This is a genomic window from Sinomicrobium oceani, from assembly GCF_900119185.1.
In the GTDB taxonomy this organism is placed as follows: Bacteria; Bacteroidota; Bacteroidia; order Flavobacteriales; family Flavobacteriaceae; genus Sinomicrobium; species Sinomicrobium oceani.
In genome coordinates this window covers 288,528-303,144 of record NZ_FPJE01000001.1, presented here as the reverse complement: position 1 = coordinate 303,144, position 14,617 = coordinate 288,528, and the positions used below count along the sequence as shown (strand labels likewise).

Genomic DNA, 14,617 nt, shown 5'->3' with positions numbered 1-14,617 from the left:
TAAACAGCGTTACAGGGTGTTACCGTAACGTTTTATGATACCGGATATTGTTGTTTCGGGCATCTGGCACGAAAAATATTTGCAGGTACAAAGGTATGGTTTTTACCCGAGAATAGGGAGCTAAAACCGTTTGCTTTAAGTGGTCTGCTCCGGGATTATTTACTTTTTCGCCCGGTGAAACGTGGCTTTAAAGGTAGTGCTGTTCCCGACATTGTCTGTTACCGAAATTTCAAGATCGTGCCTGGAGCCTTCCAGTGTCAGATCTTCGAAATCATAAGTAAGCGTATTATCTTTAGGTTCGTATTCCATCAGTACCCATCTGCCGTTAATGGTAGCACGGTATGATGCAATGCCGCTGAGGTCGTCCGATATCTTTACTTTCAGGTAATGGTAATTGGACAGCCATTGTCTGTCCTTGAAATTCACCGGGATAATTTTAGGTGCTGTCGAATCTTTCTCCAGCGTAAATGTTCCGAGTCTTTTGGTGTGGGTAGAGAACGTATTGCCTCTTTTGAAGGTAGTCTCGTAAGAAGGCCGTCCGCGTCGGTCCAGGTGTGCTATAAACCATTGTTTGCGTTCTGTTTCGGGATAGTCGGAAACGTCAAAAGACAAGGTGTAGTTTCGTTGCACCGGTACTTCTTCGTTGTGTATTTCGTAAGAGCCGTTTCCGTTGTCCTTCAGATCGAAATAGAGATCTTCATAAAACGTATATGCTGGAAAGAATACGGTGACTTTCCCTTCGGCATAAATATTCTCACGTTTCGTTCGCAGGTAATTAGGGGTGATTTTTATCTCTTTTTTATGGAGGATCTCCTGTTGTTTTCCGTTGACCGGGATTTTCAGGACATTGGTATTGCCTTCAAAATCGCTTACTTCGATGATGATGGTATAATCCATCCCGTCCCGGATATCAATAATGCCTTCGTTCAGTCTTTTGTTGTAGATATTCAGTGTATTTCCGGGAGAGATAAAACATTTTTGGATACGTTGTCTTTCGCGGACATAATGCCCGTAGTCGATAAGCGTATTGATGTGTCTGCTTTCTGCAAAAGAGAAGGTTTTAAAATCGTAATAAAGATAGGTAGTACCGTTTACAGACATTTGTACGGCATAAGCCCCGTTTTTGTTGTACGCGAGATCCTGTCGGTCATAAGCCCGTACACCGAAGCCTATAGGTCCGGAAGCATCGATTTTGTCGGCCAGCAGAGTGCCGTCGGGCTGCCTGCGAAAATTAACGGGGATCGGATCTCCGGAGCGGTTTACCTGTGAGCTGTCACTTAGCGGATATGCATAGAGTTCCTGAATTACGGGAGACTGGGCATCTTTAACGTTGAGTCCGAAAAACAGGGGGTTGATGGGTTTTTCCGTTTCCGTGTCCCTGATCTCGAAATGCAGGTGCGGACCACCACTGCTTCCGGTATTGCCCGTATAGGCGATCACATCCGATTGTTTAACAGGGAGCTCATCGGGCTGAGGAAAAAGTTCTATGCTGTATGATTCCTGTTCGTATTGCTGCTTCTTGACATAAGCTTCGATTTCCGGACCGAATTTCTGCAAATGCGCGTAGACGGATGTGTATCCGTTAGGGTGGGTAATGTATAGTGCCTTGCCGTATCCCCAGGGCGAAATGTTGATCCGTGACACATAACCATCACCGATAGCAAAAGCACGTAGCCCTTCCCGTTGTTGCGTCTTTATATCTGTTCCGGAATGGAAATGATTGGAGCGGAGTTCGCCGAAGGTTCCGGAAAGCAATAAAGGGATGTCCAGTGGAGCGCGAAAATAATCTTTGGGATAGGTTTCCTGCGCGGAAGCCGCAATAAAAGGCAGTACAAAAAATAGGATGTGGAGTAATCGCATGAATCAGTTCGGTTATGAGCCGCTAAAATAAAGAATAAGTACTTATAAGACAAAACCGCATAGTTTACAGTATACACACCATAATGCAGATGGTTATAAATCGTGACGATCATTGCTTTTTTATGGTGTGTTTTGTGGTGTACGTGAAAGGAAGGTGCATCTTAACGTAATTTTTAGAGACCGTACCGTAAAGAATTTTATCTTTACCCGTTTAAAAATCCTTATTTATATGATGCCTGATGCGTGTGTTTCATACCGAAAAACCGGATATTTTTCGAAACTGATTTGCGATTATGTAGAGCAGGAACCGGTATTGAAACCTTTTTATAATCGCTTTCCGGAAATGGGGAGTTTCAAAGAACAGCTCCGTGAAAAGCAGGGATCGTATTCCGGAGATACACGCCAGGTGCTTGCCGATGCTCTCGAACGGCAATATGCCCATACGGTAATGACCGCGGAGACATCATCCAATATTCATGCGTTACGCTCGGAGAATACCTTTACCATAACAACAGGGCATCAGCTTAATCTTTTTACGGGGCCTTCCTATTTTCTCTACAAAATTATAACTACTCTAAAACTGGCCAGGCAACTGGCTTCGGAATATGCCGGCTATCATTTTGTTCCGGTATATTGGATGGCTACGGAAGACCATGACTTCGAAGAGATCAATCATTTTAATGTTCATGGGAAAAACTTCTGCTGGAATCGTAGCTCCGGAGGGGCCGTAGGAAGATTTTCTACCGACGGACTGGATGAGGTGTACCGGTTGTTTGCTGCGGAGCTCGGGCCCGGAGCTTCGTCGGAATTTCTCAAGCAGCTTTTTGAAAAGGCATATCTGGAGCACGACAACCTGGCCTCCGCGACCCGTTTTCTCGTGAATGAACTTTTTGGTGAATATGGCCTCGTTATCGTAGATGGTGACGATCGCAGTCTCAAAGAGCTGTTTATACCATATGCGGAGAATGATATATTTCGCAATGTAGCCTACCGCAGCGTTTCCGGAACTTCCGAAGCGCTTAAGGAAGCTGACGGAAACTATAATCTTCAGGTGAATCCCCGGGAGATCAATCTTTTTTATCTGGATGAGGGGTTACGGGAACGTATCGGGAAAGCCGGAGATACCTACGGTGTTGTAGATACGGATATCACGTGGAGTAAAGAAGCCTTGCTGCAGCACCTGCAGGAGGAACCACAGAAATTTTCTCCGAATGTCATACTTCGTCCGCTCTACCAGGAAGTTATATTGCCCAATCTCTGTTACATAGGAGGTGGAGGAGAAATAGCCTACTGGTTGCAGCTGAAAGGATTTTTCGAAGAAGAAAAAGTACCTTTTCCGGTATTGCTCGTTCGTAATTCCGTTTTGCTGGTTAGTGCGAAACAACGCAGCAAGCTGGAAAACCTGCGTATCAGCCCGGAAGCCCTCTTTTTGAAAAGAGATGCCTTTATCAATAAAAAAGTAAGGGAGATCAGTGATGTCGATATCGATTTTACCCCGCAGAAAAAACATCTTCAGGAACAGTTCAGGGAAATGTACGAACTGGCAGAAAAAACCGATAAAACCTTTTTAAACGCCGTAAGGGCACAGGAAAAAAAACAGTTGAAAGGTTTGGATAAACTGGAGAAGAGGTTGTTAAAGGCACAAAAGAGAAAACTGTCCGACCAGGTCATCCGGATGACAGAAATTCAGAATGAATTATTCCCGGGACAATCCTTACAGGAACGTACTGTTAATTTTTCCCAGTTTTACGAGCAATACGGTAAGGCTCTCATTTCGCTACTGCTGGATGAGCTGGACCCTTTAAAGGGGGATTTTTATGTGCTGACTCCACAGGCGTAGAGATTACGGTACCAGGTAGGTGCTGCTCCATGTATGGTCTTCCCGGCAGAAGAGTATTCTCAGGTGGTTGATCTTCTGTAGTTTTACGTATTCGATTTTTTCCGGGATCAGTCGTAATACGGTAAAGTAGTGAATGTTGTCCTGATGTTCTATTTCCGACGGGTCCTGGATCATGGTTCCGGGAGGGAGTTCTGTAATATAATCTTTTCGTGATCTTGGTTTTATACGGTTCCACAAATTGAGTATCGTCTCTTCGTTGTTATCTACCTGTACCCTGGCGGTCATGGTGATCTGTATAAATTTGGACGGATTGAAAAACAAGAGGCTCACTTCGCTGTTTTCCCGCAGATGTGTCATTTTTTTAGACCTGCTGTCGGTATATGCAGTGAGGGTGAAGTCGTCGGCAACATCCCGTAATACAAGCATGCGCTGGCGTACGTGGCCGTGAATTCCGCAGGTAGCCATGGAAAAATAACGAAAACGGTGCTTGGGTTTGGTAACAGCTTTTCGGAGCTCGTTTTTTATGGAATCGAGAATATTCATAGGGCAGGGATACGTTTAGCCTATTAATTTACAATTTCTTTTTTGTTTTTCATAATAAAAAAAGTTTCCGGGATGCCTTTTAGACGAGAGCGCTAAGTAGGCAATATGTATCTTTGCCGGAAAGAAATAAAATATGCATAACATAGATATGGATGTGGTGGAAATGACACTCGATGTCATGAAGTACGCCATAAACAGGATTACCCAGACTTCACCGGAATTAGGTCACCCCAAAAAAGAAGAGGAATTGCGAGGATTGGTAGGGGAAACGATCACTCCCGATGGTATTGGTGGGGAAAAAGCGTTCCAGTTGTTCAGAGATGTCCTGGTCAAGGCAACTGTGCCTATAGATCATCCCAGACATCTCGCTTTTGTTCCGGCTTCGCCGACCCGTGCGGCTGTGATGTTCGATCTGGTAACGTCTGCTTCCAGTATTCACGGGGCATACTGGATGGAAGGAGCCGGTGGGATTTATTGCGAAAATGAAGCGATGAAATGGTTGGTTTCCCTGACCGGGCTTCCCGAAGGAGCGTTCGGAGTGTTTACCAGTGGCGGGACTGCCGCAAATCTCTCGGCTATGGTTACTGCCCGTGAGGCCTGGCGTTCTGTCTGTGGCGAACACAACCGCGACCGGGGCCTGATCATAACATCCATAGGAGCACATTCCTCTATAAAAGCTATGGCAAAAGTTATCGATGCGGACGTTTACCTTGTCGATTCCGAAGACCGGTTGACTCAAGAAGGATTGCGATATACCATAGACCATTTGTCGGACGAGCAGAGAAACCGCCTGTTTGCAGTAGTCGCCACGGGGGGAACTACAAACGCGGGTATTATAGACGATCTGGATGGGATTGCCGGGATCTGTAAAAAAGAACAGCTTTGGTTTCACGTCGATGCCGCTTACGGAGGAGGAGCACTTGCTGCCGATTCCGTAAGACATTTGTTCCGGGGTATCGAAAGTGCTGACAGTATTACTATAGATCCGCACAAATGGTTGTTCTCCCCTTACGATTGTGGGGCGGTCATCTATAAAAAGCCCGAACTGGCCAGAAAAGCGCATGCCCAGGAAGGATCATATCTCGATATTTTCAAAGACGAGGGGGCTCAGGGTTTCAATCCGGCCGATTACCAGATACAGCTGACCCGAAGGGTAAGGGGATTACCCTTATGGTTTTCTCTTGCTATGCACGGTACAAAAATGTATAAGGAAGCCGTGGAACGTGGAATTGAACTGGCAAAAATAGCTGCAAATCTCATCGAAGAAAACCCCGACCTGGAACTCGTGCGCGAGCCCGGTTTGTCTTGTGTGCTGTATCGTCGTAAGGGATGGACACCGGATGACTACACGAACTGGACCTATAAAAACCACAAAGCAGGACTCGCGCTGGTGACCCCGACCAAATGGAAAAACGGAGATACGTATGAGACGGTTTCCCGTTTTTGTTTTATCAACCCGGATACCACCGAAGAAGATATAAAAATGATCCTCGATACGATGAAGTAATAGTTTTTGGATAACTATAAGAGGAATTTAGGATTTGAGATTTGATTTTTGATATTTAGTAGTATTTTTGCGCATGCAACACGACGTACTTATTTTAGATTTCGGTTCGCAGTACACACAACTCATCGCTCGAAGGGTTCGCGAGCTAAACATTTACTGCGAAATTCACCCATTCAATCATTTGCCGGAAGATATGGCGCGCTATAAGGCGGTAATACTTTCCGGAAGCCCGTTTTCCGTAAGGGCAGAGGATGCGCCGCATCCGGACTTATCCGCTATACGCGGCAAGATCCCACTGCTTGGCGTTTGCTATGGTGCACAATACCTTGCTCATTTCGGAGGAGGTAACGTAGCGCCTTCCAATACCCGGGAGTACGGAAGGGCAAACCTGTCTTATATTGTCGAAGAAGAGGCCTTTTTTGAGGGTGTCTCTCCGGGAACCCAGGTTTGGATGAGCCACAGTGATACGATCAAAGCATTGCCTGAAGGAGCGGTAAAACTTGCCAGCACGACCGATGTGGAAAATGCGGCCTACAAGATAGAAGGGGAACCGACCTATGCCATACAATTTCATCCGGAAGTATATCACTCTACAGATGGAAAAAAAATACTGGAAAACTTCCTGGTAAAAATAGCAGGAGTAGCCCAGAGCTGGACCCCGGACAATTTTGTGGATATGACCGTTGACGTTCTCAAAGAGCAACTCGGAAACGACAAGGTGGTCCTGGCCCTCTCCGGAGGAGTAGACTCATCCGTAGCAGCGGTTTTGTTGCACAAAGCCATAGGAGAGAACCTGCACTGTATATTCGTAAACAACGGGCTGCTCCGTAAGAACGAATTTGAAAAAGTATTGGAGCGTTACGAAGGCATGGACCTCAATGTAAAAGGTGTTGATGCTTCGGACCGTTTCATGAAAGCCCTGAAGGGATTGGAAGACCCGGAATTGAAAAGGAAAGCCATAGGACGGACCTTTATAGAGGTGTTCGATGATGAAGCTCATAAAATTAAGGATGTCAAATGGCTTGGTCAGGGAACGATCTATCCCGATGTGATCGAATCCATATCGGTAAAAGGGCCTTCGGCAACCATAAAAAGTCATCACAACGTGGGCGGACTTCCCGATTTTATGAAACTGAAAGTCGTAGAGCCCCTGCGTATGCTCTTTAAAGATGAGGTACGGAGAGTAGGAGCGTCCATGGATATGGATGCAGCCTTGCTGGGAAGACACCCCTTCCCCGGACCTGGTCTGGCGATACGTATTCTCGGCGATATTACGCCGGAAAAAGTGCGTATCCTTCAGGAAGTGGACGATATCTTTATCAGTGGGCTCAAAAGCTGGGGATTGTATGATAAAGTATGGCAGGCAGGTGCTATCCTGCTCCCCGTAAATTCCGTAGGCGTTATGGGCGATGAACGCACGTATGAAAAATGTGTTGCATTACGGGCCGTGGAAAGTACGGACGGTATGACGGCCGACTGGGTAAATCTTCCCTACGATTTTCTGCAAAAAACATCAAATGATATAATAAATAGAGTAAAAGGCGTTAATAGAGTAGTGTACGACATCAGTTCTAAACCGCCGGCTACTATAGAATGGGAATAAAGGAACCTGCCTACCCGTTTGCAGACCGGTAAACCGGAAGTTCTGAAAGATATACCGGGCGTTTCTTTGAAATTGCCCGTATCTTTGTTTAGGGCAGGTCCTTCGTCCGAATGCTTAAAAATAAATACGAATGAACAAATTTGTAGTTTTTTTACTGGCAGCTTTTTTTGGCTCTTTGGCGTATGCACAGGATTTTGATACGCATGCCGTAAAAAAAGGAGAGACCATAGCGGGTATTGCCAGGAAATACGAGGTGAGCCCGTCCGACATCATCCGGCTCAATCCGGAAGTGAAAAACGGTCTTACGGTCAATACGATCCTGATCATTCCGCTGTCTGACAAAGCAAAGACAGACGGCGAAAAGATGACACAGGAAGTGGTTTCTTTTATCACCCATAAAGTACGGCGTAAAGAAACCTTGTTCAGCATTGCACAACTGTACAATGTGAGTGTGGACGATATCAAGAAGTACAATAAGGAATTGTATAGCCGTCAGCTCAAAAAGAAAGAGAAGATACGCATCCCGCGTTTTGAGTATAAGGCTGTGGAAGTTTTTAAAGACCCCGAACCGGATAACACCAGGACCTATGTGGTGCAGGCCAAAGAAGGGAAGTGGCGTGTGGCTTATAAGCACGGGATAACCATCGAGGAACTGGAGGCGCTAAACCCGGAAATGGGTGATGTACTGCGCGAAGGACAGGAGGTTATTGTACCGGACGAACCCGGTGTCAAAGAAAAGCCTATAGATGATGCGCACAGCTATTATGTGGTTCAGCCGAAGGAAGGGTTCTACCGGTTGAAAGTGAAACTCGGGGTAACCCGCGAGCAGCTGGAAGCTCTGAATCCCGAGCTGAAGGAAGGAGGGCTCAAAGAAGGAATGATTCTCAAGCTCCCACAATCCTTACCTTCAAACCTCGAAGTGGAAGACGGCGTGGTTACGGAGAAATTTCATCTTACGGACAGTATTAATCGTAGAAGTACGGTGAATATAGCCCTGGTGCTCCCTTTTAAACTGAACGAGATAGATGATAGTGATGATTTTAGAAAAAGGATCAGGGAGAGTAAGTTGCTGAGCAGATCCCTCGATTTTTACACCGGAGCACTTACTGCTTTGGACTCCGTTAAAAAACTCGGGGTTTCCGTCAATGTAAAAGTTCTGGACAGTCGCGCCAGTACGACGGGTACGGGAAGATTGCTTGCAGCCAACAATTTCAGAGATGTGGACGCTGTCATAGGGCCATTTCTTTCAACGCCTTTCAATGAAGTTGCCGGTGGTGTGCGCGGAGTCCCTGTTTTTCTTCCGTTTTCAGGCACTGTAAAGCCGCTGGACAACATATTTCAGACCGTACCGGATGACCAGGTGCTCCGGGAGAAAATGATCAATTACATAAAGCTGCATGGTGGAGACAAACATATTGTCGTTATTGCCGATTCGAAAAATGCAGGAGTCCGGCAACGCTTACAATCCGAACTGTCCGGGGTGCATATACTCAATCCTACTGAGGATAAATTTATAAAGATCGATGACCTGAAAAGGGTGCTGAGTGAGATTAAGGAAAACTGGGTTATCGTGGAAACCGGAGATATTGTTATGCTGACCAATGTGACGGGCGTACTGAATTCCGCACGTTCCGGGCAGCATAAGATTACGCTCTTTACAACCAAAAAAACCAATGCCTTTGAGTCGGAGAGCGTATCCAACTTTCACCTTGCCAATCTGAAGTTCCATTATCCAACCGTAGATAAAGCCTCATCCGACAGCGATCCTTTTGTCAGGGCTTATTTTGATAAATATGGTATCTCTCCCAACAGGTACGCGGTGCGGGGATATGATATGACCAAAGATGTATTGCTTCGCCTGGCCTATGATGAAGACCTTTTCGAAACGGTGTCCCGTATCGGAGAAACGGAATATGTGGAGAATAAATTCAATTATCATAAAAAATCGTTTGGCGGAGGATATTACAATAACGGAGCTTATATTGTAAGGTACACAGACAAACTTGAAATAGAAGAAGCAAAATGACCTCAAAAGTAACCTATAAAGGCGAGCTGAGAACAGTGTGCGAACATCTGCAGTCCGGTAATACGTTTATTACCGATGCGCCTACGGACAATAACGGAAAAGGAGAAGCTTTTTCTCCTACGGATACGGTAGCTACGGCACTGGCGAGTTGTATGCTTACGGTTATGGGGATCAAAGCCAGAGACCTGCAGGTAGACCTTAGTGAAACCGTGGCGGAAGTAACAAAAACCATGGAGGCGTCACCCAGGCGGATTTCCGCAATAAAAGTAGCGTTTTATTTTCCGGTAAATCCGGAAGAAAGAACCAGGAAATTGCTGGAGAACACTGCCAAGACCTGTCCTGTGCATTACAGCTTGCACCCGGATATAAAGAAGGAAATTTCATTTCATTGGGGGGGAATCTTCGAATAAATAAAACAGAGACGAGGCCTGGTAGTACTACCGGGCCTGTTCTTTTAGAGATCGTCCGTTTTTTATGACTTTGCTAACAGGAACCCCGTAGGACTGAAAAAAATGTAAAAGACGCCGAGCGATCCGTTAGAGCATAAAGTGACGCTATTTTGTTTATAGCTCCGTCAGTGATCTGCTTGCTTAACAATCCCTTAAAATTTCGTTTGATTATTGCCGTATAAATAAAATTGATAGTATCATTTTGTCTGATATGAAGTGCCGGTATTAACAAATTTATATTTTGCGTATTAATAAAATGTCAAATGCATAAAATAGGAAGGTTTTGCTATAGATTTGTTGCGGAATACGAGGAAAAGAAAAGGAGATATTAAAAACTTTAAAAAGTGTTAGCGATTTCGTATTTTTGCCGGACTTTCAAAATAAAAAACTTTATAGACAATGGCTTTTGATATTGATATGATTCAAAAGGTCTACGCTGGAATCACCGAGCGGGTAGATAAAGCCCGTGAAGTGGTAGGTAAGCCGCTGACCTTATCCGAAAAGATTTTATATGCCCACCTTTGGGATGGTAACCCGACTACGGCATTTGAGAGAGGTACGGATTATGTGGACTTTGCCCCCGACAGGATTGCTTGTCAGGATGCTACGGCACAAATGGCGTTGTTACAGTTTATGAGGGCCGGAAAGCCCAAAGTAGCTGTTCCTACAACGGTGCACTGCGATCACCTGATCCAGGCAAAAGTAGGCGCGGATAAAGATCTGAAAAGAGCCAATGAAACAAGTAACGAGGTATTCGACTTTCTGGGGTCGGTATCAAATAAATACGGAATAGGTTTCTGGAAGCCCGGTGCAGGTATTATTCATCAGGTGGTTCTTGAAAACTATGCATTCCCAGGAGGAATGATGATCGGTACGGATTCGCATACCGTAAATGCGGGCGGACTCGGAATGATCGCTATCGGTGTCGGTGGAGCTGATGCTGTTGATGTGATGGCCGGCATGCCATGGGAACTTAAATTTCCTAAACTCATAGGGGTGAAACTCACCGGAAAACTCTCCGGATGGACCGCTCCCAAAGACGTTATCCTGAAGGTTGCCGGTATTCTTACCGTAAAAGGAGGAACCGGGGCTATCATCGAGTATTTCGGTGAAGGTGCCGAAGCTATGTCTTGTACCGGTAAAGGTACGATCTGTAACATGGGGGCCGAAGTAGGGGCAACGACTTCAACATTCGGATACGATGCTTCTATGGACAGGTATCTGCGGTCTACAGGACGTGCTGATGTTGCGGATGCTGCAAATAACGTCAAAGAATATCTCACTGCCGATCCGGAGGTTTATGCCAGTCCGGAGCAGTATTTCGATCAGGTGATAGAAATCAATCTTTCCGAGTTGGAGCCGCACCTGAACGGACCTTTTACGCCAGACCTGGCTACGCCAATATCCAAAATGAAAGAAGCTGCCAAGGAGAATGACTGGCCGCTGAAAGTGGAGTATGGACTTATAGGTTCCTGTACAAACTCTTCGTATGAGGATATTTCAAGAGCCGCTTCCCTGGCCAAACAGGTGTCTGATAAAAAACTAAAGACAAAATCGAGCTTTACCATAACTCCCGGATCAGAGCAGGTGCGTTATACCATCGAGAGAGACGGGTTTATCGATACCTTTAATAAAATTGGCGCTACGGTATTTGCCAATGCCTGCGGACCCTGTATAGGAATGTGGGATCGTGAGGGATCTGAGAAAGAAGAGCGCAATACTATCGTTCACTCTTTTAACAGGAACTTTGCTAAAAGAGCAGACGGTAACCCGAATACGCTTGCTTTTGTAGGGTCTCCGGAACTGGTCACCGCTATTGCGATCTCCGGAAGACTCGATTTTAATCCGCTCAAAGATAAGCTGATCAACGAAGACGGCGAAGAGGTGATGCTGGATGAGCCGAGAGGATACGAATTGCCACCCGAAGGATTTGCTGTGGAGGATGCAGGATACCAGGCTCCGGCAGAGGACGGAAGCGGTATTAATGTCGTAGTATCACCTACATCCGAGCGCCTGGAGCTGCTGAAGCCTTTTGCGCCGTGGGACGGTAAGAATATCACCGGAGCCAGATTACTTATCAAGGCTTTCGGAAAATGTACGACAGACCATATTTCTATGGCGGGACCATGGTTGCGTTACCGCGGTCATCTGGACAATATCTCCAATAACTGTCTTATCGGTGCCGTAAATGCCTATAACATGAAGACCAACTTCGTGAAAAATCAGTTGAATGGCGAATACGGAGGAGTTCCCGATACACAAAGAGAGTACAAAGCTGCCGGAATACCTACGGTAGTTGTGGGTGACCATAACTACGGAGAAGGTTCTTCGCGTGAGCATGCGGCTATGGAGCCACGCCACTTGGGAGTAAAAGTGGTCCTGGTGAAGTCTTTTGCACGTATCCACGAAACTAACCTGAAAAAGCAGGGAATGCTGGCACTTACTTTTGCCAACGAAGCGGATTATGACCTGATCCAGGAAGATGATACGTTCAACTTTGTAGACCTTGAGGGATTTGCTCCCGGAAAAGATGTGACCATAGAATTGGTTCACAGCGATGGTAGTAAAGATGTAATTAAAGCAAACCACAGCTATAATAAAGGACAGATCGCATGGTTCAGAGCAGGTTCTGCATTGAATCTTATAGCGGCAGGAAATGCTTAATGATGTAAGTATTTGAAATATTATAAATGTATAAAAACTCCCGAGTCCGGGAGTTTTTTATTTTTGTGCCCGGAGTTGTGCCGCAGACCGCGTATCTTTAAACAACAAAAAGTCTTGTCCATGAAAAAACGAACCCTTAAAAATCTCCTGCTTATTCTGGTAGTGCTGTCTTTCTTTGTTACGCCTCTCGGTTTTGAGAGCAAGGTTTTGCTGAGTCGTTGGTTTGCCCCGGGCCCTGAAATCGTAAAACCGGAAGATCGGAGGAAGATCACTGATTATAACTGGCGCCTGAAAGATGAAGACTGGAAGGTTTTTAATTTCAGTAAGTCCCGTGGCAGGGTCGTTTTCGTTAATTTCTGGGCATCATGGCGGATACCTTCCATTGCCGAAAGAAGAGGTATTCAGAAACTTTATGAAGTTTATGGGGATCGGGTAGATTTTTACCTGATTACCAATGAACGTAAAGAGCCTGTATTAGACCTGATGAAGCGAAGGTCGTATGCTTTTCCGGTGACTTACCTTATGATAGGAGAAAAGATGCCTCTGGATGCAAAGAAAGTGCCTTCGGGCTACATTATAGATAAAAACGGGTATATCGTTGCGGAAAGCGACGGAATAGCCGATTGGGGTACGCCGGAAATACGCAGGCTGCTCGATTCACTAACAAAGTAGTTCATTTTTCCATGAAGCTGACGAAAAGCCGGATATATAATCTGTTGTTGCTCATCTTTGTAGTGTTGATGTTGTTTACACCGGTAGGCACCACGGTTAAGATATGGGTGAACCGGATCATCGTCTTCAGTCCGTCGCCGGTACCTGATCAAGACAGGGAAAGGCTGGAGGGGTATCATTGGAACCTGAAAACAATGGAAGGTGGGTTGTACGATTTTAATGAGGCCAGGGGTCGGGTGGTGCTGGTAAACTTCTGGGCAACGTGGTGCCCGCCCTGTATTGCGGAAATGCCCGCTTTGCATCGTTTGTATGACTCGTATGGGGATCGTGTGCTTTTTCTGTTTGTTACGGGGGAAGATCCGGAAACCGTAGAGAAGTTTATGAAAGCTAAAGGGTGGGAAGAGCTCCCGGTGTACTTTCCGGTGAGTAAAGTGCCGGAAAAGATGTACTCTTCCAGTATTCCCGCAACATGGGTTCTGGACAAATCGGGAAACATAGTGATCAGTAAGAAAGGCACAGCGGCCTGGGATAGTGAAAAAGTCCGGCAGATGCTGGATCAATGGATTGCGGAGTAGGAGAATTCTGCTGCACGGTGTATAAATGTATTTTTTTTGCATAGAACTTTTTCGTGGATGAAAGCATGTGTTGTTTATATTTGCGTGAGGCTGAACACTACGAAGAATGCGGTGAACAGTAAAACTTTTATAAAACCGTAGAAACATTGGATCACAGGTTTTACACGATGAGCGTGAGCGAGCAAAACCGGCTACAGGTGGTTATCGCTGTTTCTGCTTTTGTATTTGTTATTTTTACTATTCTTATTGCGGTACAGTCCGGTATCTACCTGATCGGAATACTATCTTTTGCAGTAACACTTTCTGTGGTGGCTCCTTTCTTCGATACGCCCGCTTTAAAAAAAAGAGGAAAACTCGTCTATTACTCTCCTTTGTTTATTGCAGAGAAACCCGAAAAAGGGATAATCAAAATCCACGGAGGAACGTGGTTCGATTATTATTTTGTGATTGATAAGGAGATGAATGGAAAACAGCGGACCAGGTTTATACTCCGAAACTATTTGCAGGGCTTATTAAATCTTATCGAGGAGTTTGAAGATTCCGGCGAAATGAAGGTCCGGGGTACGAGCTATATCATAAACGAGAGAACGGCGGAAAAGCTCGGGTTTAGAACCGTTGAAACCGACTTTGTGCAAAAAGTGATTTTGGTATATAATTATTTTAATATTCTCATATCCTCCTCTATGGCGAAAAGACGGATATCCTTTCCGGCTTTGCGTAAGATCAGAACATTTGAAGCCGATATCCGGCATTTGGCAGAATGTAAGGAGGTGATCCGGAATTTGAATGACCGGTTGGGAAAGTCTGTGATCTAAGCTTGTGGTCATAAGTATCAAGTTGTTTTATCGTGCTGTCTCGGTGGCCCGTTATACGATATC

11 protein-coding genes are annotated in these 14,617 nt (G+C 45.5%); 9 read left to right on the top strand and 2 right to left on the bottom strand.

From position 1 onward, the window contains the following. Window positions 1-159 precede the first annotated feature (159 nt). Entirely contained in the window at window positions 160-1,860 is a 1,701-nt protein-coding gene (locus tag BT112_RS01310; protein WP_072315487.1) for a M23 family metallopeptidase, read from the bottom strand. A 229-nt stretch (window positions 1,861-2,089) separates the two neighbouring features. Here BT112_RS01310 and bshC point away from each other — a divergent pair, with 229 nt between their 5' ends. Further along, on the top strand, window positions 2,090-3,700 hold the full coding sequence (bshC, locus tag BT112_RS01305; RefSeq protein WP_317039563.1) for a bacillithiol biosynthesis cysteine-adding enzyme BshC: 1,611 nt from the start codon (window positions 2,090-2,092) through the stop codon (window positions 3,698-3,700). A 3-nt stretch (window positions 3,701-3,703) separates the two neighbouring features. Here the strand turns inward: bshC and BT112_RS01300 are convergent, their stop codons facing one another. Continuing rightward, window positions 3,704-4,243, bottom strand: a complete 540-nt coding sequence (locus tag BT112_RS01300) for a pyridoxamine 5'-phosphate oxidase family protein (protein ID WP_072315486.1) — start codon at window positions 4,241-4,243, stop codon at window positions 3,704-3,706. A 133-nt stretch (window positions 4,244-4,376) separates the two neighbouring features. Here BT112_RS01300 and BT112_RS01295 point away from each other — a divergent pair, with 133 nt between their 5' ends. From BT112_RS01295 to BT112_RS01260, 8 genes are all read left to right on the top strand, one after another. Next, on the top strand, window positions 4,377-5,750 hold the full coding sequence (locus BT112_RS01295; protein WP_072315485.1) for a pyridoxal phosphate-dependent decarboxylase family protein: 1,374 nt from the start codon (window positions 4,377-4,379) through the stop codon (window positions 5,748-5,750). A 73-nt stretch (window positions 5,751-5,823) separates the two neighbouring features. Continuing rightward, the gene (guaA, locus tag BT112_RS01290; protein ID WP_072315484.1) at window positions 5,824-7,353 is read left to right on the top strand and encodes a glutamine-hydrolyzing GMP synthase; all 1,530 of its coding nucleotides are present in this window, start codon (window positions 5,824-5,826) and stop codon (window positions 7,351-7,353) included. A gap of 130 nt (window positions 7,354-7,483) precedes the next feature. Next, entirely contained in the window at window positions 7,484-9,379 is a 1,896-nt protein-coding gene (locus BT112_RS01285; protein ID WP_072315483.1) for a LysM peptidoglycan-binding domain-containing protein, read from the top strand. Next, window positions 9,376-9,789: an OsmC family protein gene (locus BT112_RS01280; RefSeq protein WP_072315482.1), complete on the top strand. Its 414-nt coding sequence runs from the start codon at window positions 9,376-9,378 to the stop codon at window positions 9,787-9,789. The genes BT112_RS01285 and BT112_RS01280 overlap by 4 nt, the downstream gene beginning before the upstream one ends. Window positions 9,790-10,227: 438 nt before the next feature. After that, the gene (locus BT112_RS01275) at window positions 10,228-12,492 is read left to right on the top strand and encodes an aconitate hydratase (RefSeq protein ID WP_072315481.1); all 2,265 of its coding nucleotides are present in this window, start codon (window positions 10,228-10,230) and stop codon (window positions 12,490-12,492) included. 120 nt (window positions 12,493-12,612) lie between these two features. Continuing rightward, window positions 12,613-13,164, top strand: a complete 552-nt coding sequence (locus BT112_RS01270) for a TlpA family protein disulfide reductase (RefSeq protein WP_072315480.1) — start codon at window positions 12,613-12,615, stop codon at window positions 13,162-13,164. 11 nt (window positions 13,165-13,175) lie between these two features. Beyond that, a complete protein-coding gene (locus BT112_RS01265) occupies window positions 13,176-13,739 on the top strand; it encodes a TlpA family protein disulfide reductase (RefSeq protein ID WP_072315479.1) in 564 nt (187 codons plus the stop codon). Between the two features lie 146 nt (window positions 13,740-13,885). Further along, window positions 13,886-14,554 (top strand): hypothetical protein, encoded by a 669-nt coding sequence (locus tag BT112_RS01260; protein WP_072315478.1) that lies wholly within the window; start codon window positions 13,886-13,888, stop codon window positions 14,552-14,554. The last annotated feature ends 63 nt before the right edge of the window (window positions 14,555-14,617 follow it).

Coding starts and splice junctions, on each gene's coding strand:
- BT112_RS01310 (WP_072315487.1), bottom strand. CDS start 1,860: ATGCGATTACTCCACATCCTATTTTTTGTACTGCCTTTTATTGCGGCT.
- bshC (WP_317039563.1), top strand. CDS start 2,090: ATGATGCCTGATGCGTGTGTTTCATACCGAAAAACCGGATATTTTTCG.
- BT112_RS01300 (WP_072315486.1), bottom strand. CDS start 4,243: ATGAATATTCTCGATTCCATAAAAAACGAGCTCCGAAAAGCTGTTACC.
- BT112_RS01295 (WP_072315485.1), top strand. CDS start 4,377: ATGCATAACATAGATATGGATGTGGTGGAAATGACACTCGATGTCATG.
- guaA (WP_072315484.1), top strand. CDS start 5,824: ATGCAACACGACGTACTTATTTTAGATTTCGGTTCGCAGTACACACAA.
- BT112_RS01285 (WP_072315483.1), top strand. CDS start 7,484: ATGAACAAATTTGTAGTTTTTTTACTGGCAGCTTTTTTTGGCTCTTTG.
- BT112_RS01280 (WP_072315482.1), top strand. CDS start 9,376: ATGACCTCAAAAGTAACCTATAAAGGCGAGCTGAGAACAGTGTGCGAA.
- BT112_RS01275 (WP_072315481.1), top strand. CDS start 10,228: ATGGCTTTTGATATTGATATGATTCAAAAGGTCTACGCTGGAATCACC.
- BT112_RS01270 (WP_072315480.1), top strand. CDS start 12,613: ATGAAAAAACGAACCCTTAAAAATCTCCTGCTTATTCTGGTAGTGCTG.
- BT112_RS01265 (WP_072315479.1), top strand. CDS start 13,176: ATGAAGCTGACGAAAAGCCGGATATATAATCTGTTGTTGCTCATCTTT.